We start from the raw sequence: 24,996 nt of genomic DNA, 5'->3' as shown, positions 1-24,996 counted from the left end.
GCAGCGTTTATCCGCAGAACCTCATCGAAGATGTTAAGGAAACCCACCCCAGCTATGTCGCACCCTGCCAGCACCGCGCCGACCCGGGAAGCCGCGGCCCGTGCCGTCGACCTGCACAAGGCCTACGGCTCCGGAGACACCGCCGTGATTGCCCTGGACCACGTCAACGTCGAGTTCGGACGTAACGAGTTCACCGCCATCATGGGCCCGTCGGGCTCCGGCAAATCCACCCTCATGCACACCATGGCGGGTCTGGACGCCGCCACTTCCGGTGACGCCTACATCGGCGACACGAACCTCTCGGGGCTGAAGGACAAGGAGATCACCGCTCTGCGCCGAGACCGGTTGGGGTTCATCTTCCAGTCCTTCAACCTGGTGCCGACGCTGACCGCCGCAGAGAACATCACTTTGCCCAGCGACATCGCCGGCCAGAAGCTCGATACGGACTGGTTCGACGAGGTCACCAGCCGGCTGGGGCTGGCTGAGCGACTCAGCCACCGTCCGGCGGAGCTTTCAGGCGGCCAGCAGCAGCGCGTGGCGTGCGCCCGGGCGCTGGTCTCCCGACCGGAGATCATCTTCGGTGACGAGCCCACCGGTAACCTAGACTCGAAGTCCGGCACCGAGGTCCTCAACATTTTGCGCACCGCCGTCGACCAGGACAACCAGACCGTCGTCATCGTCACACACGACGCGCGGGCGGCGTCCTACGCCGACCGCGTCATTTTCCTCGCCGACGGCCAGGTCGTCGACGAGCTGCGGGAACCGACGATGGAAACCATCCTTGCGACGCTGACGGGGATGGATAACTAGTGGCACGCAACTCAACCATGCGCAAGGTGTCTTTGCGCAACATCGCCTCCCATAAGCTCCGGCTGGCGCTGACCGTCCTGGCCGTCGTGCTGGGCACGGCGTTCATCTCGGGCGCGTTCATGTTCACCAATGCGCTGTCGAACACCTTCGACTCCGCGGTCAACAGCGCCTATTCGGACGTCGACGCCGTCGTCAGCGGCGAAGAGGGGGCCCCGGGGGTGACCGTCGAGCAGCGCGAGTCGATCGACGGTGAGGACATGGTCGCCCGCACGAATGTGACCGCCTCGACCACGGTGGTCGTGGCCACGGGCGGTGCGGAGGACCCGGAGCCGATCCAGACCGGCGGAGGCACCTCCTCGCTGACCATCTGGTACGCCCCGGAAGACGTCGTCGGCAACCCGATCGAAATGGTGGATGGCTCGGCGCCCGAGACCGCGGAGGAAGTCGCCGTCAACGCCGCCGGCGCCGAGAACTTCGGGGTCTCCGTCGGCGACGAGTTGCTCGTCGTCGATCCGGAGACCCGCTACGAGGTCACCGTCACCGGCATGTACGAGCAGGAGCTCGACCAGGGTGCGTCGCTGATGATTTCAGTGCCGGAAAACGTCTACCTCGACCGCTACACCGACGGCACACACGCTGGGGAGCTGCTCGTGGCCGGGACCGACGGCACTGACCCGCAGGAGCTGGTCGATTATCTGACGGCCACCTACCCGGAACTGGGCGTCGAGACGGGAGAACAACTCGCCGAGGAGGTCTCCGAGCTGATTTCCACGGCGCTGGACTTCGTCAACTACTTCCTCATCGCCTTCGGGCTGGTGGCGTTGCTGGTGGGAACGTTCCTGATCGCCAACACCTTCTCGATGATCGTCGCGCAGCGCACCAAGGAATTCGCGCTGCTGCGCGCTCTCGGCGCGTCCCGCGGCCAGATCACCCGCTCGGTGATCCTCGAGGCGTTCATCGTCGGCCTGATCGGTTCCGCCCTCGGTGTGCTGGCCGGAATGGGCCTGGTGGCCCTGATCAAGGCGTTCATGGCGTCCCAGGACGCCGCGTTGCCGGGCTCGGGTCTGGGCTTGTCGACGTCCGCGGTCATCGTGCCCATCGTCCTGGGCACGGTGGTCACCATCATCTCCGCATGGGCCCCCGCCCGGAAGGCGGGGCAGGTGGAGCCGGTCGAGGCGATGCGCTCCACGGAGGCGTCGACGAGCCAGCCGCTCATCGTCCGCACCGTGGCCGGCGTTATTCTGCTCGCCGTCGGCATCCTGCTCGGCCTCGGCGGTGCGCTGTGGGAGGACGGCACCACCGCCAACCGGGCGTGGCTGGTTGGCGGTGGCGCACTCAGCCTCATCGTCGGCTTCTTCTTGGCCGGCCCGGCCCTGTCCCTGCCGATCGTCCCGACCTTCGGCCGCCTCATCGGCGCGCCGTTCGGCGCCATCGGAAAGCTGGCCTCGACCAACTCCCGCCGCAACCCGCGCCGCACCTCCACCACGGCCTTCGCGCTGGCACTGGGCATCGCCCTGGTCACGGTGATCGGCATGCTCGGCCAGACGATGAAGAACTCCGTCTCCGATCTGCTGGAGTCGAACATCAGCGCAGATTACGTCCTCACCGGCCCGACGACCGGGTCGTTCCCGACGCCGCGCGAGGTCCCGCAGCGGGCGGCCGAGACCGACGGGGTGGCAGAGACCATCACCTACAGCTCCATCCCGGTCGCCTCCGACGGCATCTACTCGAGCAGTTTCGGCCCGGGCGGAGGCGTCAGCAACGTCATCCAGGGCGATCCGGCGGACATGGTGGCCACCGAGGCCATCGAAGGAACCACCGACATCAGCGAAGACGGGATGATCGCCACCGAGTCCTTCGCGGCCGAACAAGGCTGGTCGGTCGGCGACGTCCTGGAACTCACGGCCCCGGGCATCTCCCCGGCCGCCACCGACGTGGAGGTCGTCGGCATCTACGAGGACAACGACATCCTCAACAGCAGCGTGATCTCTCAGGGCGCCGTCGAACGCCTGGAGCTGCCGAATGACATCACCCAGATCCTGGCCGTCGGCGTCAACGGTGAGGAAGGCATCGACATGGATCAGTTGCGCGCCAACCTCGAGGACTCCGTGGCGGATCTGTTGGTGGTGCAGGTAATGAGCCAGGAGGACGTGACCGGCATGGCCGGGCAGTCCGTGAACCAGATGCTCAACATCCTGTACTCGCTGCTGGCGCTGGCGATCATCATCGCGATTCTGGGCATCGTGAACACCCTGACCCTGAGCGTGATCGAGCGTCGTCAAGAGCTCGGCATGCTGCGGGCCGTGGGCGCGCAGCGTCGACAGGTGCGCACCATGATCATCCTGGAATCCGTCCAGATCGCCGTCTTCGGCGCGGTCGCGGGCGTGCTGCTCGGCCTGTTCCTGGGCTGGGCGTTTTTGGAGGCGCTGTCGAACACCGGCATCGAGAACATCGCCGTCCCGTGGGCGATGGTCGGCGGGGTGCTCGTCGGCTCCTTGGTCGTCGGCGTGCTCGCCGCGATCTTCCCGGCGCAGCGGGCGGCCAAGACCCCGCCGCTGGACGCGATCTCCGACTAGCGAAGCACCGCCATCACGACTGCGGGGCGCCCCTTCCCATTCGGAGGGGCGCCCCGCCTGCTTTCCGCCTCAGAAGGACCAGTTCTCCCAGACCCGCCCGGCCCACACCCCGCCACGGTGCGCCGCCACGATGCCGACGGCGACGGTGACCGCCAGGTAGCGGGCGAAGACACCCCACCGGCGGGCAAGCACCAGGTCCGCCAATTCTTTCGCGAACGTCGACCACGTGGACAGGGCCGCGGCGAAGCCCACCCCGACGAGCAGCGGCGCCCACGACCACACATCGCCGGACCCGGCCGCGAAGCCCAGGATGAGACAGGCCACCACATTGGCCGCGAACGTGCCGGGCCGCCCGCCCGGCCAACGGGAGAAGGCCCAGCGGCCCAGTCCGCCGAAGAAACCGCCGACGAACACGGCCGCCACCGAAATCACCGCGCTCATGTGTCCCTCCCGGCCCGGTCACTGAGCCGGTGACCGAGCAGCACCGCCCCGACACAGCCCACCGCGGTCGATAGAACGTAGGCGATCGCCGCCTGCCAGGTGCCCGACGCCGTCAGCAACGAGAAAGTCGCGAACGTGGTGAAGCCGCCGAGCACCCCGGCCCCCCAGAACGCGCCCGGCCGGAAATACCCCAGGGCGAGGCATCCGAGCACGTTGATCACCAGGATCCCGACATGGCCGTCCAGCCCAGCCAGGAGGAAAAGATGGCGGGCCACGGCCCCTGACGCGGCGCCCAGGCCGACCGCGATTGCTTCCCGAAACACACTGTGCAGCATAGACCGCGCCCCAGGGCAGGGGAGCGGGTAACCCCGTCCGGGCCTGATGGACGCCCACATACCGTGCAGGAAATCTCTTTTAGAGAAACAATGGGGGGACGACGTGACTCACTTTCCGGGCCTTTGTCCGGAAGAACCCATGAAGGAGTGCCGCTATGGCTCATGAACGCGCAGGCCAACTCGCCCGTCCCGAAGATCTGATTGACATCGCCGAGGTGGTGTCGGCGTACTACACGCGCGACATCGACGCCGGCGACGTCGCCCAGCAGGTCGCCTTCGGCACCTCCGGCCACCGCGGTTCCTCCCTGGACAACGCCTTCAACGAGCAACATATCCTGGCCACCACGCAGGCGATCGTGGACTACCGCCGCGACAACGCCATCGGCGGGCCGGTCTACGTCGGCCGCGACACCCACGCGCTGTCCGAACCGGCGATGCTCTCCGCACTCGAGGTGCTCATCGCCAACGAAGTCGACGTCCTCGTCGACGACCGCGGCCGCTACACCCCGACGCCGGCGGTCTCCCACGCCATCCTCAGCCACAACGCCCAGCTCGACGGCGGCGTGACCGGCACCGCCCCGAAGCGTGCCGACGGCATCGTCATCACCCCGTCGCACAACCCGCCCCGCGACGGTGGCTTCAAGTACAACCCGCCGTCGGGCGGCCCCGCGGACACCGACACCACCGACTGGGTCGCGCAGCGCGCCAACGAGTACCTGCGCGCCGGGCTGGAGGGCGTGAACCGGACCTCGGTCAGCGGCGTCCTGGACAAGCGCGCCGGCAAGTACAACTTCCTGGACACTTACGTCGCCGACCTGCCGAGCGTGGTGGACCTGGCCGCCATCAAAAAGGCCGGCGTCCGCATCGGCGCCGACCCCATGGGCGGGGCCGCCGTCGACTACTGGGGCGCGATCGCCGAGACCCACGGCCTGGACCTGACGGTGGTCAACCCGCTGGTCGACTCGACCTTCCGCTTCATGACGCTGGACACCGACGGCAAGATCCGCATGGACTGCTCCTCCCCGGACGCGATGGCCTCGCTGATCGGCAACCGCGAGAAGTTCGACGTCTCCACCGGCAACGACGCCGACGCCGACCGCCACGGCATCGTCACCCCCGACGCCGGGCTGATGAACCCGAACCATTACCTGGCCGTGGCCATCGAGTACCTCTTCTCGCACCGGCCGAACTGGGCTGCGGGCACCGCCGTGGGCAAGACCCTGGTGTCCTCGTCGATGATCGACCGCGTCGTCGAGTCCCTCGGTCGCACCCTCGTCGAGGTGCCCGTCGGCTTCAAGTGGTTCGTCCCGGGGCTCATTGACGGCTCGATCGGCTTCGGCGGCGAAGAGTCCGCCGGCGCTTCTTTCCTGCGTCACGACGGCACCGTCTGGTCCACCGACAAGGACGGGCTGATCCTCAACCTGCTGGCCGCGGAAATCACCGCCGTGACCGGTAAGACCCCGTCGCAGCGCTACGCGGAACTGGCCGAGAAGTTCGGCGCCCCGGCCTACGCGCGCACCGACGCACCCGCCGACCGTGAGCAGAAGGCCGTGTTGAAGAAGCTCTCCCCGGATCAGGTCGCCGCCACCGAGCTCGCCGGTGAGCCGATCACCGCGAAGTTGACCGAGGCCCCGGGCAACGGCGCCGCGATCGGCGGGCTCAAGGTCACCACCGACAGTGCCTGGTTCGCCGCCCGTCCCTCCGGCACGGAAGACAAGTACAAGATCTACGCCGAATCCTTCCAGGGCGAAGAGCACCTGGCGAAAGTGCAGGAGGAGGCCCAGGCGGTGGTCTCCGAGGTCCTCGGCGGATAGCGCGGCGGACGCTTCTGTCAGGGAACTCGCAGCGAACACTGCGCGTCTAGGACTATCGTCCGGTTGAAGATTGAACTAAAGTACGGGCCGTGTCCACAATCGAAGCACCGCATGACTCTGAGCCCGCCGGGGCGCGCGGCAGCGTAGCCACCGGGAACGCCACTGGCGCCTCCCGGTGGCTGACGCGCGGCCGGGCGCTCGACGTCGTCAGTTTCATCGCACGGTTCTACATGGCCTACATCTGGATCTCCGCGGGCGTGGCCAAGCTGGACAGCCACATGGAGACCACCCAGACGATCATGGCCTACGAGATCTTCACGCCCGAGTGGTCGGACCTCCTGGCCAGAATGATCGGCCCGCTGGAGATCGCCGGCGGCGTCCTATTGCTGCTCGGCGTCTTCCTCCGCCACGCCAACGTCGTGGCCATCGTGGTGCTGAGCCTGTTCATCGTCGGCATCGCCCAGGCGTGGTCGCGGGGTCTGATCATCGACTGCGGCTGCTTCGGCGTCGAGCAACTCTCTGCGGACCCGCGCGGCGAGTACGCTACAACCATCGCCCGCGACGTCGTCTTTATTGCGCTGAGCGCATGGAGTATCTATCGTCCGTTCAAGAAGTGGGCCATCTACCCGTAGCGGTGCACCGCCGACACGGTCGACCAACAACCATCAACGTGGGAAAGCAGAACCAGTGAGCAGCACGAAAGTCACCGACCCGAACGCGAAGGGCAGCTCGGGTTTCCTCTGGGCCATCGTCGCCGTTTTGATCATCGCCGCCGTCGTGGTCGGCTTCATCGTCTTCCGCGGCCAGAGCGCGACCGTCGACCGCTACGCGGAACGCGACCGCACCGAGGTGGCCGCGGAAGCGGAGTACTCCGACGGCGCCATCACGCTGGCTGCCTCAGGGGCGCCCGCGGGGGCGGAAGAAGTCGAGATCTACGAAGACTACTCCTGTTCCTACTGCGCCGACCTGGCGGAGCAAACCGATGAGCGCATGCTCGAGGAAATCGAGGAGGGCAACGTGGTGGTCCACCTCCGCCCGCTGAATTTCCTGGATCAGGGCAGCGTCGGCCACTCCACCGAGTCCCTGGCCGCGTCCCTGGCACTGATTTCCCGCGGTGAGGTCGAGGCGTACTGGAACTTGCGCGAGGTCATGATGGAAGAGCAGACCGAGATCTACAACCAGTGGGGCGCCGATGACTTCGCCGACGCCGCCGCCGGCCTGGGCGCTTCCGACGAGGCGGTCGACGCCATCCGTGCCGAAGAGCACTTGGATGAAGCCGTCGAGCTCGCGGAGGGCAACGCCTCTCGCCTCGAGGAGCAGACCGGCTCCGTCTCCTCCCCGCGCATCGTCCAAGACGGCCAAGCCATCGCCGAGCAGGATCCGACCCAGTGGATGAACGAAGTGCTGGGCGCCTAGACTCCTGACAGCGCGCCACCCCGCGACCAGCCGATTTGGTTCGGTCGCGGGCCGGTGTGTATATTCATATGAGTTGAAAAGTTCAACATGAGCGGGGCCTTGGCGCAGCTGGTAGCGCACCACACTGGCAGTGTGGGGGTCACGGGTTCGAATCCCGTAGGCTCCACCGCAGAACGTCGCCCACGGGCGGCCGGACGCTTCAAATAAATATCTCAGACGGGGCCTTGGCGCAGCTGGTAGCGCACCACACTGGCAGTGTGGGGGTCACGGGTTCGAATCCCGTAGGCTCCACGTTCAGTCGGCCCGGCACGCATCGCCCTGATGCGCGCCGGGCCGGCTTTTTCGTCGCTAAGGTGGGCGGGCATGAGCGAGGCAGACTTTTTCACCAAACGCCCCGACGAACCCCGCGCCGCGGAAGCCGAGGCCGCCGGCCTGCGCTGGTTACGCGAGGCCTCAACGGCGGTCGTCGATGTGCATGACGCTGACGAGCGTTCGCTGACCATCACCCGCATCACGCCGGTGCGCCCCACGCCGGCCGCTGCGCGGCGGGCGGGCGTCGAATTGGCGCGTATCCACGACGCCGGGGCGGAGGCCTTCGGCAGTCCGCCGCCGGGGTGGGACGGCCCGAATTACATCGGCCGCCAACGGCAGGACTGCATCCCGACCGATGACTGGGGACAGTTCTACGCGGAGCAGCGGGTGCGGCCCTTCGCGCAGAAGGCGGTGCGGGTCGGGCACCTGGACGAAGCCGGCTTGACGGTGGTGGAGCGGGCGCTGGACGCCGTGACCGCCGCCGGGATCACCGATTCCGTGGCGCGTCTGCACGGAGACCTCTGGGCGGGCAACCTGTTGTTCGGCGCGGACGGCCCAACGTTCATCGATCCCGCCGCCCACGGCGGACACCGGGAAACTGATCTGGCGATGCTGGCGCTGTTCGGGGCCCCGCACCTGGAGGAGGTCCGGGCGGGCTACGAGTCGGAGCACCCGCTGCCTACGGGTTGGCTCGACCTGACCGCGATGCATCAACTGCATCCGCTGGCGGTCCACGCGGCCAGCCACGGGCCATCCTACGGGCAGGCGCTCATCGACGCCGCCCGGCGGACGCTGACGATGCTGTAGGCGCAGGCCCTCAGCGCCACCAGGTGTCCGCGGGGCCTGGGGCCACATGGCGTTTGTGTTGGCCCGTACGCCACAGCTGCCCGATGCGTTCTGCCGCTTCCTGCGGCACCTCTTTGCCTTCCAGATAGTCGTCGAGGTGGGCGTAGCTCACGCCGAGGGCGACTTCATCCGGCAACGCCGGGCGGTCGTCCTCGAGGTCGGCGGTGGGCACTTTCTCCCAGGTGGAGCGCGGCGCGCCGAGGTGCTCCAGCAGCTGGGCGCCCTGGCGTTTGGTCAGGCCGGCCAGCGGCATCAGGTCGGCGGCGCCGTCGCCGTGCTTGGTGAAGAACGCGGTGAGGTTCTCCGCAGCGTGGTCGGTGCCGATCACGAGCAGGTTTTTCTCGCCGGCGATGGCGTATTGCGCGATCATGCGTAGGCGGGCCTTGACGTTGCCCTTGTTGAAGTCGCCCAGCTTGTCCTGCCCCAGGGCGGCGGCGGTGTCGTCGGCGATGGCTGCGGTGGAGTCCGCGATGTTGACCGTGACGTCGTGGTCGGGGGCGATGAAGGTCATGGCGACGTCGGCGTCGGCCTGGTCCGATTGGACGCCGTGGGGGAGGCGGACGCCGTAGAACTCGGCCTCGTGGCCGTGGGCACGTCGTTTTTCCACGGCCAATTGTGCGAGTTTGCCGCCGATCGTGGAGTCCTGCCCGCCGGAAATGCCGAGGACGAAGCCGGCGGCGTTCGTCGTGGCGAGGTAATCGACCAGGAATTGCACGCGGGCCTCGACCTCCTCAGCTGAATCGATAAAGGGCCTCACATGCAGCGTGTTTATGATGTCTTCTTGCAGTTTTTTGTCATCGGGGTTCATGTCCGCCATCGTAGCGTGAGGCATGATCGATGTTTATGAGTAACACCATTGGGCATTCGCCTTCTTCGACGCCCGCCACGCGTCGCTACGTGCGCACGGTGGCGGCCGTGGCCGCGTTCGGCGGTCTGCTGTTCGGTTATGACACTGGCGTCATGTCGGGGGCGCTGCTGTTCATCAGCCCCGAGTTCGACATGACCGCGGCCCAGGAAGGGTGGGTCACCTCCATGCTGCTCGTCGGGGCCGCGGTGGGCGCGCTGCTCGGCGGCCGCATCGCCGACTGGCTGGGGCGCCGTCTCACCCTGATCATCGGCGGCCTGATCTTCATCACCGGGTCCCTGTGGTGCGCATTCGCCGGCTCGATCGCCTCCCTCGGGGCGGCCCGCACCTTCCTTGGCGTGGCGGTCGGTGCGGTCAGCATCGTGGTGCCGATGTACATCTCGGAGAAGTCCCCGGCGGGCGTGCGCGGCAAGATGGTCTCGCTGAACACCTTCATGATCGTCGTGGGCCAGTTGACCGCCTATTTGGTCAACTCCGTGCTCGCCGGCACGGGCAGCTGGGAGGCCATGCTGGGGATGGCGGCGATCCCGGGCGTGATACTCACCGTCGGCATGATCTTCCTGCCGGACACCCCGGTCTGGCTCGCGCGGCAGGGGTGCATGGAGGAGGCCCGGGCCACCGCCGCCCGCGCCGGCATGGGGCTGGATGAGCTCTCCGCGGCGGAGGACGGCCGCGGCAGTCGGGGCGGCGGGGGAGAATGGGCGGCCTTCCGGGCGCACCGGTGGATTCGGCTGACGGTGATCATCGCCGCCGTCATCGGGGTGATCCAGCAGATCACCGGCGTCAACGCCATCATCTACTTTGCCCCGACCCTGATGAACGAGGTCGGGATGAGCGTGGAGAACTCCATCTACACCTCCATCGTCGTCGGCGTGGTCAGCGTGCTCGCCTGCTGGGTGGGGCTGCAGATCATCGACCGGGTCGGGCGAAAGCGGCTGCTGCTGATCGGGTTGTCCGGCAACGTCATCTCCCTGGTTGTGTTGTCGGTGACCTACCGCGCGGCGGAGGGCAACCAGGGCCTGGCGCTGGTGTCTTTGGCCGTGATGGCGGTGTTCATCGCCTTCCAGCAGGCGGCGGTCTCGCCCACGACCTGGCTGCTGATCTCCGAGATCGTGCCGGTGAAGGTGCGCGGGTTGGGCATGGGGCTGGCGGGTCTGGCCCTGTGGGTGGCCAACTGGGCCGTGGCGCAGTTCTTCCTGCCGATGGTCGAGGCGCTGTCGGCCACCGGCACGTTCCTGATCTTCGCTGTTCTGGGCCTCGCCGCCGTGGGGTTTGTGGCCACTCTCGTCCCGGAAACGAAGGGGCACAGCCTCGAGGAAGTCGGAGCGTCTTTCCGCAGGCGGTTTGGTGGCGACGTGTCTGTGGGGTAGTGTCATACGTCGTGTCATGGTCGGGTTTTCCCGTCACCGTGCGAGCAAGTTTATCCGCCGCAGATTAGCGCAGAGAGAAAGGAGCGCCCGATGAAGGTCCGCAATTCGCTTCGGTCGCTGAAAAACAAGCCGGGCGCCCAGGTTGTGCGTCGCCGCGGCAAGGTTTACGTGATCAACAAGAAGGAGCCGCGCTTCAAGGCCCGTCAGGGCTAGTCGCCGACTTCCTGCGAAAGTGGGTCGTCCACCACATGTTGTGGTGGGCGGCCCACTTTTTCATTTTCGCCCCTGGTCGGTGGTGGGTGCCACTTCGGGGTGGGGGCAACGTTTCGGTCACGGGAATTCGGGACGAGCTGGGGGAGTTACACGGTTGTAATTTCATCGCGGTGAACCGGGTGCCCGCGGAGGGACAACATGTGGGCCGGCAAAAGGTGTCGTGCTGGGAATACCACGTTTGCAACTACTAGATGTAGTGTTTCTTGCGCTTATTGACCACAAAGTATAGTGTCTATGGTGTCGCCAGGAACAAGGCGCGGCGGCGGTCCGGAAGGTGGCCCGCCCCACAGAACACCATTCACATTTGAAGATTCGACGAGGTTTACTCCCATGGCTATCACCCTGTACACCAAGCCCGCTTGCGTTCAGTGCAACGCCACCCAGAAGGCCCTCGACCGCGCCGGCCTCGACTACACGATGGTCGACGTCTCCGTGGACGACGAGGCCCGCGAGTACGTGCTGGCCCTTGGTTACCTGCAGGCGCCGGTCGTGGAGGTCGACGGAGAGCACTGGTCGGGCTTCCGCCCGGAGCGCATCCGTGGCCTGGCCGCACAGGCCGCCTAACTTCCACATCTCCGTGAAGGGGGACGGCACGTCCGTTCCGCCGGGAGTCGGAACGGCCCGCGGCGGTCTGACGTCGGCCGCCCGCCACCGCCCCTGTCCCGCCGTCTTGCTGCGCCAGTGAGGCGGCGGTTTTCTTTGGGCCCGCAGCCCCGAGTTCCTGTCACCCGCCCGCCGCACAACGCTTCAGAAGGGAAGTGAGTCGTCACATGCTGATCGTGTATTTTTCCTCCGTCACGGAAAACACGCGACGCTTTGTCGACAAATTGGACCTGCCCAGCGTGAGGATTCCGTTGCACAAACGCGACGAACCGCTCATCGTCAACGAGCCTTACTGTCTGATCCTGCCGACCTACGGCGGGGGAGCCTCGCTCAACCATCAGAACTCCCGGCCCGTGCCCGTGCAGGTCATCCGCTTCCTCAACAACGAGCACAACCGCAGCTTCATCCGCTGCGTCGCGGCGGGCGGAAACACCAACTTCGGCAGCGACTACGGTAGGGCGGGTGAGATCATCTCGCAGAAATGCCAGGTGCCCTACGTCTACCGCTTCGAGCTCATGGGGACTGAGGACGACGTCACGATCCTCCGCAACGGCCTGCTGGACAACGCTGAGCAGCTGGGTTTCGTGCCCCGCGAAGACGTCGCCAGCGGCGTGTAGCCGCCATTAAACTTCATCCATACCGCCGATTGACCATTACAGCCTCCACCGATCCAGGGAAAGGGTCTCATCTGTGACTTCCACCGTCAGTAAAACCATCGCCACCCCCGTCAAGCAGGACACGCAGCTGGACTACCATGCGCTCAACGCGCTGCTGAACCTCTACGACGACGACGGCCAGATCCAGTTCGAGAAGGACCGCGAGGCCGCGAACCAGTACTTCCTGCAGCACGTCAACCAGAACACGGTCTACTTCCACGACCTCGAGGAAAAGCTCAAGTACCTGATCGACAACGAGTACTACGAGCAGGCGGTGCTGGACCAGTACGACTTCGACTTCGTCAAGGACCTGTACAAGCGCTCCTACTCCTACAAGTTCCGTTTTCAGTCTTTCCTGGGCGCCTACAAGTACTACACCTCGTACACACTGAAGACCTTCGACGGAAAGCGCTACCTGGAGCGCTTCGAGGACCGCGTCTCCATGACCGCCCTGTTCCTGGCGGAGGGCGACACCGCCCTGGCGGAGAACCTGGTCGACGAGATCATGACCGGCCGCTTCCAGCCGGCCACCCCGACCTTCCTCAACGCCGGCAAGGCGCAGCGCGGCGAACTCGTGTCTTGCTTCCTGCTGCGCATCGAGGACAACATGGAGTCCATCGGCCGCGCCATCAACTCCGCCCTGCAGCTGTCCAAGCGCGGCGGTGGCGTGGCGTTGCTGCTGAGCAACATCCGGGAGGCCGGCGCCCCGATCAAGCACATCGAGAACCAGTCCTCCGGCGTCATCCCGGTGATGAAGCTGCTCGAGGACTCCTTCTCCTACGCCAACCAGCTCGGCGCCCGCCAGGGGGCCGGCGCGGTGTACCTCAACGCCCACCACCCGGACATCCTGCAGTTCTTGGACACCAAGCGTGAGAACGCCGACGAGAAGATCCGCATCAAGACCCTGTCGCTCGGCGTGGTCATCCCGGACATCACCTTTGAGCTGGCGAAGAAGAACCAGGACATGTACCTGTTCTCGCCGTACGACGTCGAGCGCGTCTACGGCAAGCCCTTCGGCGACGTCTCCGTGACGGAGAAGTACGCCGAGATGGTGGAGAACCCGCAGATCCGCAAGTCCAAGATCAACGCCCGCGACTTCTTCCAGACCCTGGCGGAGATTCAGTTCGAGTCCGGCTACCCGTACATCATGTTCGAGGACACGGTCAACGAGTCCAACCCGATGCGCAAGGCCGGCCGCATCAACATGTCCAACCTGTGCTCCGAAATTCTGCAGGTCAACACCCCGTCCGAGCTGAACGAGGATCTGACCTACGGTCACATCGGCGAGGACATCTCCTGCAACCTGGGTTCGCTGAACATCGCCATGACCATGGATTCGCCGGACTTCGGCAAGACCGTCGAGACCGCCATCCGCGGCCTGACCTCCGTCGCCGACCAGACGTCGATCGATTCCGTCCCGTCCATCCGCGAGGGCAACGACGCCTCCCACGCCATCGGCCTGGGACAGATGAACCTGCACGGCTACCTCGGCCGCGAGCACATCTACTACGGCTCCGAGGAAGGCCTGGACTTCACCAACGCCTACTTCGCCGCCATCATGTACCAGGCGTTGCGCGCGTCGAACACGATCGCCCGTGAGCGTGGCGCGACCTTCGGGGACTTCGAGCTCTCCGACTACGCGGACGGCTCCTTCTTCGACCGCTATGATCCGGCCGAGTTCGCGCCGCGCACCCCGCGCGTGCAGGAGCTCTTCGCCGCCTCGTCGATCCACACCCCGTCGGCGGAGGATTGGGCACAGCTCAAGGCCGACGTGATGGAGTACGGCATCTACAACCGTTACCTCCAGGCGGTCCCGCCGACCGGTTCGATCTCCTACATCAACAACTCGACGTCCTCGATCCACCCGATCGCCTCCAAGATCGAGATCCGCAAGGAAGGCAAGATCGGCCGCGTCTACTACCCGGCTCCGCACATGGACAACGAGAACTTGGATTACTTCCAGGACGCGTACGAGGTCGGCTACGAGAAGATCATCGACACCTACGCCATCGCGACGAAGTACGTCGACCAGGGGCTGTCGTTGACGCTGTTCTTCAAGGACACCGCCACCACCCGCGACATCAACCGGGCGCAGATCCACGCCTGGCGCAAGGGCATCAAGACGCTGTACTACATCCGTCTGCGTCAGATGGCTCTCGCCGGCACCGAAGTCGAGGGCTGCGTCTCCTGCATGCTCTAACGGCTCCCTGAAAACGGCCGCGGCTCCTCATTCCGAGGGGCCGCGGCCGTTCTGCGTCCGGGACAGGCTTGACGACGAAAGCGTGGTCTTTAGTGGGCGTCGTCGGCCGAGGCTTCACGGACTTCCTTCAGGATCACCCGGGACGCGCTCTCGGCGTCGTCGGCTCTGCCGTCCGCGATGGCCTGCGCCACGTTCTCGTGGGCCGCGAGGCCGTCCTCGTCCGGGTTCTTCGGCTGCAGGCCGAACTGGGTTCGCCCGCGCAGCGCGGAATCGAGGGAGGGGGATAAGGCCATGAACATGTCGTTGCCGGAGGATTCCATGAGCAGGGTGTGGAAGCGCATGTCCGCCGTCAGGAACGCTTCCGTGTCGCCGGCGCCTGCGTCGCCGAGTCGGCGCAGCGTGGCCGCCAGCTCCACAAGTTCTTGCCGCTGTTCCTCGGTGGCGGAGGTCGCCGCGTTATAGGCGGCGATCGGCTCGATGGCGATGCGCAGCTCCGTCAACGCGCGCAGTTGCAGGGGGCGTTCATGTTCGGTCTCGAGCCGCCAGTCGATGACGGTGGGGTCGAACACCGCCCAATGGGCGCGAGAGAGCACGGTGATGCCCACGCGCCGAGACGAGGACACGAGGCCGAGTTGTTCGAGCGCCCGCATCGTTTCACGCGCTACGGTGCGGGAGATGGCGAATCGGTCGCTGATGTCTTGCAGAGTGAACGTGCGTCCTTCGGGGAGTTCGCCGGAGATGATCCGGCGACCGATGTTGTTCAACACTGAGGCCAGCAACGGGGTTGCGGAACCGGTCGCACTGGGAGTCACGGGGTTGCTCCTTTAACATTGAGGACTTCTAAAGATAATCTTATAGTGTATTGTCCAAGAAATTAATAAAAATACCCCCATATATGCACATGAATTTCTGCCTCGCAGGCGAGGGCCTCCGTCTTGCCGGGAGGTGGCTGTAGGGGGCCAAGGCTTGCAGTCAACCCACAGGAAGAATCCAGTTACCGGGCATGCGGAGGTGCCCCTCTTCATGGCCTCAACCTTTAGGATGACGCTGTTCGGGGGTGGGGTGGCGGGTCTCGCCCCTCCGCCTTTCGTGCAGGTCGGCCCCATTTTGGTGGCGTAAGTCACCCGCCACCCGCTTCTTTGCGTGATTTCCGGCGCAGGTGGGGCCCCGTCCGGAAAAATCCGACTTGGGTTCTCCCGTGGGCGGGCTAAACTGGCGGTGTCTCTAGCCACAGGTGGGCTAGTAGTGCGTTCGCCCTTTCCGGGACTGCCCCGGAAGGGGCGGCAAACAAATTTGGGCACACCGACTACCGACAGGTGTGCCTTACGTCAGGAGGATCACATGACTGCTGTGGCGCCTAGGGTGGACGACTACGTCTCGCCCGAACGTCCAGGTCCGGCAGGCACTGAGCGTAAGGGCTCATGGGCCTGGGACATACTCACCACCACCGACCACAAGAAGCTCGGCATTATGTACATCATTATGTCGTTCCTGTTCTTCTTCATCGGTGGACTGATGGCGCTGCTGATCCGTGCGGAGCTTTTCTCCCCGGGTCTGCAGTTCCTGTCCAACGAACAGTTCAACCAGCTCTTCACGATGCACGGCACCGTGATGCTGCTGCTCTTCGGCACCCCGATCGTCTGGGGCTTCGCCAACTATCTCATCCCGCTGCACATCGGCGCCCCGGACGTGGCCTTCCCCCGTCTGAACGCCTTTGGCCTCTGGATCACGTCCGTCGGCGGCATCATCATGCTGTCCGGCTTCCTTACCCCGGGCGGCGCCGCTGACTTCGGCTGGACCATGTACATGCCGCTGGCCGACCACGTCCACACCCCGGGCATTGGCGCGGATATGTGGATCATCGGCGTCGGCCTGACCGGCATCGGCACGATCGCCTCCGCGATCAACATGATCACCACCATTTTGACCCTGCGCGCGCCGGGCATGACGATGTTCCGTCTGCCGGCCTTCGCCTGGTCCATCTTCACCACCTCGGTCATCGCCCTGATGGTCTTCCCGCTGCTGACCGCTGCGGCCCTCGGCGTCCTGTACGACCGCAAGCTCGGCGGACACATCTTCGACACCGCCAACGGCGGTGCGATCCTGTGGCAGCACATGTTCTGGTTCTTCGGTCACCCGGAGGTCTACGTCCTGGCCCTGCCGTTCTTCGGCATCATCTCCGAGGTCATCCCGGTCTTCTCCCGTAAGCCGCTCTTCGGTTACATCGGCCTGGTCTTCGCGACCCTGGCCATCGGCGGACTGTCCATGGCCGTGTGGGCGCACCACATGTTCGTGACCGGCGCGGTCCTGTTGCCGTTCTTCTCCTTCATGACCTTCCTCATCGCGGTTCCGACCGGCGTGAAGTTCTTCAACTGGGTGGGAACCATGTGGAAGGGCCACATCACCTGGTCCACCCCGATGATCTTCGCGGTCGGCTTCGTCGCCACCTTCCTCTTCGGTGGCATGACGGGCATCATGCTGGCGTCCCCGCCGCTGGACTTCCACCTCGCGGACTCCTACTTCCTGATCGCCCACTTCCACTACACGCTCTTCGGCACCGTGGTGTTCTCCTCGTTCGCCGGCGTGTACTTCTGGTTCCCGAAGATGACCGGCCGCATGCTCGACGAGCGTCTGGGCAAGATCCACTTCTGGCTCACCTTCGTCGGCTTCCACGGCACCTTCCTCATCCAGCACTGGCTGGGCAACATGGGCATGCCGCGCCGCTACGCCGACTACCTGGACTCGGACGGCTTCACCCTGTTCAACCAGATCTCCACGATCTTCTCCTTCGTGCTGGGCGCCTCCGTCATCCCGTTCCTCTGGAACGTGTTCAAGTCCTGGCGCTACGGCGAGGTCGTCACCGTCGACGACCCGTGGGGCTACGGCAACTCCCTGGAGTGGGCGACCTCCTGCCCGCCGCCGCGCCACAACTTCACCTCGCTGCCGCGCATCCGCTCCGAGCGCCCCGCGTTCGAGCTGCACTACCCGCACATGGTGGAGCGCATGCGTCGTGAGGCGCACGTCACCTCGCACGACGAGCGTGCCGCGACTTCGCAGTCCGGAGAGCCGCAGGACGCTCACGCCGGCGTGAGGTAACCCCCTCCTTCGCCCACCTTCCTGACTGCACTGACCCCCAGCCCGCCGTGTTCCACGGCGCCGGCTGGGGGTCAGTCGTATATTCCCTATTCGCGGCAAAGCGTGCCACAATAGACACCGTGTCTGAGCCTAAGAATATTTCTGCTACCAGTGACTCCCTGGCGGAGTCAGCCTCTCTCCAGGTGGAGCTGCAGCCGGGGCTGAAGCCCGCTGTGGTGACGACTAGCGGACGCGACCGCTCCGGAGTCACCGCGGCCTTCTTCCGGGTACTGGCCTCCCACGGCGTCCAGCTCCTCGACGTGGAGCAGGCCCAATTCCGCGGCCGCCTTTCGCTCGCCGCTTTCGTCGGCATTAAACCGGAGAGCCTCGACGTCCTCGAGGAGGGGCTGCGCGAAACGCTCAAGAGCTACGGGCAGACCGTCGACCTCGAATTCGGCGAGGGCACCACGACCCACTCCCGCCCGCGCTCCACGCACGTCGTGGTCGTCCTGGGCAACCCCGTCACCGCCGCGGACGTCTCGGCCATCGGTCAGACGCTGGCCAACTACGAAGCCAACATCGACCGCATCCGCGGCATCGCGGATTATCCGCTGACCGGCCTCGAGCTGTCCGTCACGGTGCCCAACCCGGCCCCGGGCGGCGCGGAGAAACTCCGTAAGGCGCTGGCGGAGCTGACGCCGGAACTGGGCGTCGACATCGCCATCGAGCGCTCGGGGCTGACCCGCCGTTCCAAGCGCCTGGTGTGCTTCGACTGCGACTCCACCCTGATCACCGGCGAGGTCATCGAGATGCTGGCCGCTCACGCCGGCCGTGAGGAGGAGGTCGCCGCCGTCACCGAACGCGCCATGCGCGGTGAACTCGACTTCGAGGAGTCCCTGCGCGAGCGCGTCAAGGCGCTGGCCGGACTGGACGCCTCCGTCATCGACGAGGTCGCGGCCGACATCGTCCTGACCCCGGGCGCGCGCACCACCCTGCGCACCCTGAAGAAGCTCGGTTACCGCACCGCCGTGGTCTCCGGCGGCTTCATTCAGGTGCTCGAGGGGCTGTCCGAGGAGCTGGAGCTGGATTACGTCCGCGCCAACACCCTCGAGATCGTCGACGGCAAGCTCACCGGCAACGTCATCGGTGAGATCGTCGACCGGGAGGCGAAAGCCACCCTGCTGCGCGAATTCGCCGACGACTCCGGCGTGCGCATGGACCAGACCGTGGCCGTCGGCGACGGCGCCAACGACATCGACATGCTCTCCGCGGCGGGTCTGGGCATCGCCTTCAACGCCAAGCCGGCGCTGAAGGAAATCGCGGACACCTCCGTCAATCACCCGTTCCTCGACGAGGTGCTCTACATCCTGGGTGTGCCGCGCAGCGAAATCGACGTCGCCGAGGAAGAGGCCGGCACCCTGCGCAAGGTCGCGCTGCAGTAGTGGTCGAGCCCGACCTGCTGCGCGGCGCCCACGAGTTGTTGGCCGCGCGCACGAGCACGGACCGGCGCAGCCGTACGGAAGATCCCGACCGCCCGGAGACGGTGCAGGCGATGCAGATCGCCCTGCACATCCCGAAGGCCGATCCACCCGCGCGGACCCCGCTGCTGGAGGCGGCGGCGCAGGCGGTCGTCATGGTGTGCCTGGATTCCCGCGCGGTCACCGACGAGCGGTGGCGGGCCGGGTTGACCGGCTGGTACGACCGGCTCATCCGCAAGGTCGCCCGCCGGGCCCGCAACACCCCGTGGCAGGACGCGCATGCGGTGCCCGGCGTCACCGCCGACGTCGACGGGGCACAGGCGCGTGCCTTCGTGCCGTCGGCCGTCACCGAGGTGCCGGCGTCGGTGAAAAAGCTGCAGATCCGCGGCACGGACCTCGAACCCGACCCGGCGCGGCCGATCGATCCGGCGGTGCCGCTGATCGCCGTCGACAAGGCGTTGCACATGTCGACGGGCAAGGCCGCCGCCCAAGTCGGCCACGGCTCCATGCTGCTGGCCGCGCAGCAGCCCTTTGAGTGGGTGCTGCGGTGGGCCGAGGCCGGTTATCCCCTTCAGGTCCGTGGGGTGGCGGCACAGGAGTTGGCGGAGCTCGCCGCCCGTTCCGACGCGGTGGCGGTGCGCGACGCCGGTTTCACGGAAATCGCCCCCGATTCCCTCACCGTCGTCGCGACGCCGGGAGGCTTCTAGCCGCCCTCGGCCACGTCGCGGAGACCGGCGGCGTCGGTGATGGCGACCCATTCGCGGCCGGCGTCGACGAGGCCGCGTTTCCGGAGCCTGGTCATGGCGCGGGAGGCGGATTCGATGGTGGTGCCGGCCATGCCGGCGATGTCGTCGCGGCGCACCCGCGCCTGGATCAGGTGCGAGCCGTCGGAACGCACCTGCCCCATCCTTTCGTCGAGGTCGAGCAGTACCGCGGCGACGCGCTGCTCGACGGTCTTGGTCGCCTGGTCGACCTCCCGGGTGCGGGAGGCGGCCAGCCGCTCTTGCTGCATCTGCAGCAACGAGACCGCGAAGGCGGGGTAATCGGTGACTACGTCGCCGAGCGCCCGGGCCGGAAGATACAGCGCGCAGGTGGTGTCCATCGCCCAGGCGGAGTCCATCGCTTCGGCGGTGCTGGTGTGCAGCGGGCCGATGACGTCGCCCGGGGCGGCGACGTCGACGGTGATCTCTTTGCCGTCGACGGTGTCTCTGGTGACCCGCACCCGGCCGGCGACGATGAGGTAGCTGCCTTCGCTTTCCTCCCCGGCGAGCAGGATCGGGTCGTTGTCCGCCCAGGACCAGGCGGAGAGTTTCTCGTCCAGCTCCAGGTGCTGCTGTGGGGTGAGCTCACCCAACAGCGGGCTCATCCGCATCGCCCGCAACCGCACGTCGAGGGAGCACTGGTGGGGTTGCGCACAGCTGGAACGGACGGGATTGCGAGCCATGGCCCCGAGTGTAGCTACTGAGCGACCAGCCGCTTGAGCGCCCCGGTGACCACGGCCGGGTCAGTGGTCTCCCAGAACTGCGGCAGGGAGGCCTTGAGGAACCCGCCGTAGCGTTTGGTCACCAGCCGATTGTCCAGCACCGCCACCACGCCCCGGTCCGTGACCGAGCGCAGCAGCCGGCCGGCGCCTTGGGCCATGAGCAGGGCGGCGTGCGTGGCGGAGACCTCCATGAACCCGCTGCGGCCCGCGGCGTTGGCGGCCTCGGAGCGGGCCTGCAGCAACGGGTCATCGGGGCGGGGAAAGGGGATGCGGTCGATCATGACCAGCGACAAGGCGGTGCCGGGCACGTCCACGCCCTGCCACAGCGTCAAGGTGCCGAAGAGGCAGGAGTTCTCGTTCTTCGAGAACTTGTCCACCAGCGCGCCGGTGGTGTCCTCGCCCTGGAGATAGATGTCGAAGGGGAGGCGCGGGCGCAGCTCCTGGGCGGCCTGCTCGGCGGCGCGGCGGGAGGAGAACAACCCTAAGGTGCGGCCGCCGGCGGCGGTGATCAGCTCGGCCATCTCGTCGAGGGTTTCGGCGGCGAGCCCGTCGCGGCCCGGCTGGGGCAGGTGTTTGGCGGTGTAGAGGATGCCGGACTTCTTGGGGTCGAAGGGGGTGCCGGCGTTGAGTCCGTCCCACGTGCCCTTCGGCAGCCCCCAGGAGGCGGCCATCGCGTCGAAGTTGCCGCCCACCGTCAGGGTCGCAGAGGTCAGCACCACGGTCTGCTCGGCGAAGAGCCGGTCGTGCAGCAACCCGGCGACCGACAGCGGGGCCACGGCGAGTGTGTCGCCCCAGCGGTCGCTGCGGTCCAGCCACACCACGTCGCTGGCCTCCTCCGCGTCAACGACGTTGTCGCCCTCGCCGGCCTCGTAGACCTCCAGGATGCGCACTACCGCGTCGTGCAGATCCTGCAGGTGGTTGCTCAGGTTCTGCCGCTCGGCGAAGCGTTCGGGGTTGTTGGCGGCCTCGCCGTCCGGGGTGCGGGCGATGGCCTCGCGCAGGGACCACAGGCCGTCGCGAAGCCCGGTCAGCGACGCCAGCACCGGTTCGTCGATGGCGGTCCACCGGCCGGGTCCCTGTAATTCGGTGACGGCGTCGAGGTCCTCGGCGAGTTCCTCCAGCTTCTTGTCGCGTCCCTCGGCGCCCAGTTTCTCGGCGCGCTTGGCGGCCATCTTCAGGCTGCGGGAGGAGATCTCGGCGGTGGCCACCGCGGTGATGCGCCCGTCGAGTTCGTGGGCCTCGTCGATGACCACTGCGTCGTGCGCGGGCAGGATATCGACGTCGGCCAGGGCGTCGATCGCCAGCAACGCGTGGTTGGTCACCACCACGTCGACGTCGCGGGCCTTCGCCTTGGCCAACTCCGCGAAGCACTCCTCGCCGTGGGGGCAGCGGGAGGCGCCCAGGCACTCGCTCGCAGACACCGACACCTGCTTCCAGGCCAAGTCGGAGACGCCCGGCTCCAGGTCGTCGCGGTCGCCGGTCTCCGTGTCGTTGGCCCACTCGTGGACCCGGGAGACCTGCTTGCCCACCCAGGACACGTCCGTCTCGTCGAGCAGCGAGTCCTCCGGCTCACTCTGCGCGCGGGCGATCTTGTTCAGGCACAGGTAATTCGAACGGCCCTTCATGATGGCGAAAGACGGGCGGCGCTCCATCTCGGGCTCGAGGGAATCGGCCAGGCGCGGCAGGTCACGGTCGACGAGCTGGCGCTGCAGCGCCAGCGTGGCGGTGGACACCACCACCGTGGAATCGGCGGCGTGGGCGTGCCGGATGGACGGCACCAGATACGCCAGCGATTTACCGGTGCCGGTGCCCGCCTGCACGGCCAGGTGCCGCTCCTTTTCCAACGCCGCGGTCACGGCGTTGGCCATGGCCATCTGCCCGTCGCGTCGGACGCCGCCCAGGGCGGAGACGGCCGCGTCGAGAAGCTCCTCCGTCGAAGAGACGAGCGGCTGGTCGGAAGAGGTCGAGGTCACTGTGGGGCGTCTTCTTTCATTCGCGGCAGGGCAGGGAGAAACGCCTCCGCGGGGCGAGGGGAGGCGGTGCGTGGCGAGTCTAACGCCGAGGGAGGGGCAGAACCGAACGCGCCGGGCCCCGTCATTCGCCGTAGGGGTCCGGGAACCCGCTGAACCGGGTGGGAATCGCCGGCTCATCGCGCGAGAGCGCCAACCCCTCCCACGGCAGCGTGCGGATCTGCTCCGCCAGGTGCGCCCGGGAAGCCTCCAGATCCGGCAGCCCGTCGACGACCTTACCGTCGCGCATCAGCGGGATCGTCAGATCGGTGCTGTCCAACTGCCCGCAGTCCGGGGTCGGGGTGCCGAAGGGATGGACGATCTCCTCGACCGCGACGCCGGTGGCGCGGTAGGCGCGCACCGCCGTCTTCGTGCCGCCGGTCATGGCCTTGCCGGAGGAACGTTTGACCACCGGGTGCCCGTCGACCTCCACGAGCTTGTACACCAGCCCCGCCGTCGGCGACCCGGAGCCGGTGACCACGGAGGTGCCCACCCCGTAGGTGTCCACCGGATCGCCCCGCAGCCCGGCGATGGTGAACTCGTCCAGGTCGGAGGAGACCACGATCTTGGTGTTGTAGGCGCCGCGCTCGTCGAGCTGGCGGCGCACACGCCGGGTGATCATGCCTAAATCGCCGGAGTCGATGCGCACCCCGCCGAGCTCGGGGCCGGCGACGTCGAGGGCGGTGTTCACTCCCTCGGTGATGTCGTAGGTGTCCACCAGCAAGGTGGTGGACACCCCCTGCGACTCGATCTGGGAGCGAAACGCCGCGGCTTCGTTCGGGGAGCCGTCCTCGTTGACGTGCAGCAACGTCCACGCATGCGCGGAGGTGCCGGAGGCGGGGATCCCGTAGCGGTGGGAGGCCTCCAGGTTGGAGGTGGCCACGAAACCGGCCAGGTACGCGGCGCGGGCGGCGGTGACGGCGGCGTACTCATGGGTGCGGCGCGAGCCCATCTCGATGATGGGCCGGCCGTCGGCGGCGGTGACCATGCGCGACGCCGCGGAGGCGACCGCGGAGTCGGAGTTCATGATCGACAGGATCACGGTCTCCAAGATGACGCACTCGGCGAAGGTGCCGCGCACCGTGAGGATGGGGGAGTAGGCGAAGTACAGCTCGCCTTCCCGGTAGCCGTCGACCTGGCCGGAGAAACGGTAGTTGCGCAGGTACTCCACCGTGTCTTCGTCGAGGAAGTCCATCTCCGCGAGCTGTTCTTCGGTGAAGACGAAGTCCTGGATGGCCCGCAGCACCCGGTCGGTGCCGGCGACGACGCCGTAGCGGCGCTCGTTGGGCAGCCGCCGGCTGAACACCTCGAAACTGCTCTGCCGGTGGGCGGTCCCGTCGCGCAGGGCGGCCTGCAACATGGTCAGCTCGTACTTGTCGGTCAACAACGAGGTGGATCGACCGGCGGGCATGGAGGGGAAAGTCCTGTTCACGAATCCCACCTTAATACAGTCTCTTTTTCTGCCGACGGGATATGTGCCCGGGCGGGCGGGGACTGCACATGCGGGGCGGGGCGGACTAGACTCGGTGGCATGAACGCCGGAAACCACCTTAACCCCATGACCGCCGGGGCGAGCGCCCCGTCGGCGATGACGTCGCCGGCGGCCAGCCCGGAGCTCGACGAGCAGATCGAGCTCGACGTCGCCACCGCCGAAAACCTGCCGTGGCTGTGCATCGTCTGGGATGACCCGGTCAACCTCATGAGCTACGTCACCTACGTGTTCCAGACGATCCTGGGCTACGACAAGAAACGCGCCACCGAACTGATGATGCAGGTGCACACCGAAGGCAAGGCCGTGGTCTCCTCCGGGGAACGCGACAAGGTCGAGGGCGACGTGAAGAAGCTGCACACCGCGGGCCTGTGGGCCACCATGCAGCAGGCGGGATAGGCTGACTCCGTGCAACCTTGGCGTAAGAAGAAGGGCCTGATGCGGTCCGCGAAGTTCGTGACCACCCTCGACCCGATGGAGCGGGAGGTGCTCGGCGACCTGGCTTCGTCGGTGGCGGAGGCGTTGATCCAGCGGGCCCGCTCCGCCCCGAAGGATGAACTGGCGGAGATGATGGGGATGGCCTCCGGCAACAAGGACGCCCCGGAAGATCCGTCGTTGGCGCGGCTGCTGCCCGACTTCGAACGCGAGGGCGACGAGGAGTACGAGGGCGACAACTCCCTGCTGCGCGCCCTGCACGAAAACGACATCATCAAAAACAAGCTGGAGAACCTGCAGGCCATCACCGTCGCGGTGGGGCCCGACGGCGGGGTGGAGATCTCCCTGACCGAGCAGGAGGCGCAGCAGTTCATCGCCGCGCTCAACGACCTGCGCCTGTTCCTGTCTGCCGCGGAGGTCCGCAGCGAGGGCGAGCAGCAGGACCGCGACAACCTGGTCGAGTGGCTGGCCTTCAACCAGGACAGCCTGCTGACCGCGATGATGGACTAG

The 24,996-nt window shown here is 66.6% G+C and carries 23 protein-coding genes and 2 tRNA genes; 18 read left to right on the top strand and 7 right to left on the bottom strand.

Annotated features, from left to right (window positions below; genetic code table 11):
• Positions 1-54 precede the first annotated feature (54 nt).
• Complete coding sequence (locus B841_RS10940; RefSeq protein WP_020935561.1) at positions 55-810, top strand: ABC transporter ATP-binding protein; 756 nt, start codon at positions 55-57, stop codon at positions 808-810.
• 17 nt (positions 811-827) lie between these two features.
• On the top strand, positions 828-3,386 hold the full coding sequence (locus B841_RS10935) for an ABC transporter permease (RefSeq protein ID WP_041631881.1): 2,559 nt from the start codon (positions 828-830) through the stop codon (positions 3,384-3,386).
• A gap of 69 nt (positions 3,387-3,455) precedes the next feature.
• On the opposite strand, the gene B841_RS10930 is transcribed toward B841_RS10935, so the two are convergent.
• Both B841_RS10930 and B841_RS10925 read right to left on the bottom strand, forming a co-directional pair.
• Positions 3,456-3,827 (bottom strand): FluC/FEX family fluoride channel, encoded by a 372-nt coding sequence (locus B841_RS10930; protein WP_020935559.1) that lies wholly within the window; start codon positions 3,825-3,827, stop codon positions 3,456-3,458.
• A complete protein-coding gene (locus tag B841_RS10925) occupies positions 3,824-4,162 on the bottom strand; it encodes a fluoride efflux transporter family protein (protein ID WP_041631880.1) in 339 nt (112 codons plus the stop codon). The genes B841_RS10930 and B841_RS10925 overlap by 4 nt, the downstream gene beginning before the upstream one ends.
• Positions 4,163-4,317: 155 nt before the next feature.
• Between B841_RS10925 and pgm the strand changes: the two genes are divergently transcribed.
• The 6 genes from pgm (at position 4,318) to B841_RS10895 (ending at position 8,511) form a co-directional block, all read left to right on the top strand.
• Positions 4,318-5,976, top strand: a complete 1,659-nt coding sequence (pgm, locus tag B841_RS10920; protein WP_020935557.1) for a phosphoglucomutase (alpha-D-glucose-1,6-bisphosphate-dependent) — start codon at positions 4,318-4,320, stop codon at positions 5,974-5,976.
• A gap of 179 nt (positions 5,977-6,155) precedes the next feature.
• A complete protein-coding gene (locus tag B841_RS10915) occupies positions 6,156-6,608 on the top strand; it encodes a MauE/DoxX family redox-associated membrane protein (protein ID WP_041632338.1) in 453 nt (150 codons plus the stop codon).
• 55 nt (positions 6,609-6,663) lie between these two features.
• The gene (locus tag B841_RS10910; protein ID WP_020935555.1) at positions 6,664-7,392 is read left to right on the top strand and encodes a DsbA family protein; all 729 of its coding nucleotides are present in this window, start codon (positions 6,664-6,666) and stop codon (positions 7,390-7,392) included.
• A gap of 93 nt (positions 7,393-7,485) precedes the next feature.
• Positions 7,486-7,558: transfer RNA gene (locus B841_RS10905), tRNA-Ala, on the top strand.
• Positions 7,559-7,610: 52 nt separating this feature from the next.
• Positions 7,611-7,683 (top strand) — tRNA-Ala (locus B841_RS10900).
• A gap of 72 nt (positions 7,684-7,755) precedes the next feature.
• The gene (locus B841_RS10895; RefSeq protein WP_020935554.1) at positions 7,756-8,511 is read left to right on the top strand and encodes a fructosamine kinase family protein; all 756 of its coding nucleotides are present in this window, start codon (positions 7,756-7,758) and stop codon (positions 8,509-8,511) included.
• Between the two features lie 10 nt (positions 8,512-8,521).
• Here B841_RS10895 and nadE read toward each other — a convergent pair whose 3' ends face one another.
• A complete protein-coding gene (gene nadE / locus B841_RS10890) occupies positions 8,522-9,358 on the bottom strand; it encodes an ammonia-dependent NAD(+) synthetase (protein WP_020935553.1) in 837 nt (278 codons plus the stop codon).
• Positions 9,359-9,393: 35 nt separating this feature from the next.
• Here nadE and B841_RS10885 point away from each other — a divergent pair, with 35 nt between their 5' ends.
• From B841_RS10885 to nrdE, 5 genes are all read left to right on the top strand, one after another.
• The gene (locus B841_RS10885) at positions 9,394-10,785 is read left to right on the top strand and encodes a sugar porter family MFS transporter (protein ID WP_052337763.1); all 1,392 of its coding nucleotides are present in this window, start codon (positions 9,394-9,396) and stop codon (positions 10,783-10,785) included.
• Positions 10,786-10,875: 90 nt separating this feature from the next.
• Positions 10,876-10,998, top strand: coding sequence for a type B 50S ribosomal protein L36 (ykgO, locus tag B841_RS10880; protein WP_003857945.1), 123 nt, complete (start codon positions 10,876-10,878; stop codon positions 10,996-10,998).
• 390 nt (positions 10,999-11,388) lie between these two features.
• Positions 11,389-11,622, top strand: a complete 234-nt coding sequence (gene nrdH / locus B841_RS10875; RefSeq protein WP_020935551.1) for a glutaredoxin-like protein NrdH — start codon at positions 11,389-11,391, stop codon at positions 11,620-11,622.
• 206 nt (positions 11,623-11,828) lie between these two features.
• The gene (gene nrdI / locus B841_RS10870) at positions 11,829-12,278 is read left to right on the top strand and encodes a class Ib ribonucleoside-diphosphate reductase assembly flavoprotein NrdI (protein WP_020935550.1); all 450 of its coding nucleotides are present in this window, start codon (positions 11,829-11,831) and stop codon (positions 12,276-12,278) included.
• Between the two features lie 73 nt (positions 12,279-12,351).
• Positions 12,352-14,517 carry a class 1b ribonucleoside-diphosphate reductase subunit alpha gene (gene nrdE / locus B841_RS10865; protein ID WP_020935549.1) on the top strand — a complete coding sequence of 722 codons (2,166 nt, stop codon included), beginning with the start codon at positions 12,352-12,354 and terminating at the stop codon, positions 14,515-14,517.
• An 89-nt stretch (positions 14,518-14,606) separates the two neighbouring features.
• Here nrdE and B841_RS10860 read toward each other — a convergent pair whose 3' ends face one another.
• Complete coding sequence (locus B841_RS10860) at positions 14,607-15,329, bottom strand: FadR/GntR family transcriptional regulator (protein ID WP_020935548.1); 723 nt, start codon at positions 15,327-15,329, stop codon at positions 14,607-14,609.
• Positions 15,330-15,858: 529 nt separating this feature from the next.
• Here B841_RS10860 and ctaD point away from each other — a divergent pair.
• The 3 genes from ctaD to B841_RS10845 all read left to right on the top strand — a co-directional run bounded on the left by ctaD (position 15,859) and on the right by B841_RS10845 (position 19,777).
• Complete coding sequence (gene ctaD, locus B841_RS10855; protein WP_041631879.1) at positions 15,859-17,613, top strand: aa3-type cytochrome oxidase subunit I; 1,755 nt, start codon at positions 15,859-15,861, stop codon at positions 17,611-17,613.
• A gap of 137 nt (positions 17,614-17,750) precedes the next feature.
• Positions 17,751-19,034, top strand: coding sequence for a phosphoserine phosphatase SerB (gene serB, locus B841_RS10850; protein ID WP_156844877.1), 1,284 nt, complete (start codon positions 17,751-17,753; stop codon positions 19,032-19,034).
• A complete protein-coding gene (locus tag B841_RS10845) occupies positions 19,034-19,777 on the top strand; it encodes an aminoacyl-tRNA hydrolase (protein WP_020935545.1) in 744 nt (247 codons plus the stop codon). Before serB ends, B841_RS10845 begins: the two co-directional genes overlap by 1 nt.
• Here the strand turns inward: B841_RS10845 and B841_RS10840 are convergent.
• The 3 genes from B841_RS10840 to B841_RS10830 all read right to left on the bottom strand — a co-directional run bounded on the left by B841_RS10840 (position 19,774) and on the right by B841_RS10830 (position 23,973).
• A complete protein-coding gene (locus B841_RS10840; RefSeq protein ID WP_084482037.1) occupies positions 19,774-20,514 on the bottom strand; it encodes a Crp/Fnr family transcriptional regulator in 741 nt (246 codons plus the stop codon). The two genes, B841_RS10845 and B841_RS10840, sit on opposite strands and share 4 nt — an antisense overlap.
• A 14-nt stretch (positions 20,515-20,528) precedes the next feature.
• The gene (locus B841_RS10835; RefSeq protein ID WP_020935543.1) at positions 20,529-22,526 is read right to left on the bottom strand and encodes an ATP-dependent DNA helicase; all 1,998 of its coding nucleotides are present in this window, start codon (positions 22,524-22,526) and stop codon (positions 20,529-20,531) included.
• Positions 22,527-22,647: 121 nt separating this feature from the next.
• Entirely contained in the window at positions 22,648-23,973 is a 1,326-nt protein-coding gene (locus tag B841_RS10830; RefSeq protein WP_020935542.1) for a nicotinate phosphoribosyltransferase, read from the bottom strand.
• Positions 23,974-24,150: 177 nt separating this feature from the next.
• Between B841_RS10830 and clpS the strand changes: the two genes are divergently transcribed.
• Both clpS and B841_RS10820 read left to right on the top strand, forming a co-directional pair.
• Positions 24,151-24,450 (top strand): ATP-dependent Clp protease adapter ClpS, encoded by a 300-nt coding sequence (clpS, locus tag B841_RS10825; protein WP_041632336.1) that lies wholly within the window; start codon positions 24,151-24,153, stop codon positions 24,448-24,450.
• A 9-nt stretch (positions 24,451-24,459) separates the two neighbouring features.
• Positions 24,460-24,996, top strand: a complete 537-nt coding sequence (locus tag B841_RS10820) for a DUF2017 domain-containing protein (protein WP_020935540.1) — start codon at positions 24,460-24,462, stop codon at positions 24,994-24,996.

Origin of the sequence: Corynebacterium maris DSM 45190 (assembly GCF_000442645.1) — a bacterium.
In the GTDB taxonomy this organism is placed as follows: Bacteria; Actinomycetota; Actinomycetes; order Mycobacteriales; family Mycobacteriaceae; genus Corynebacterium; species Corynebacterium maris.
This window is presented reverse-complemented; position numbering and strand designations above follow the sequence as displayed.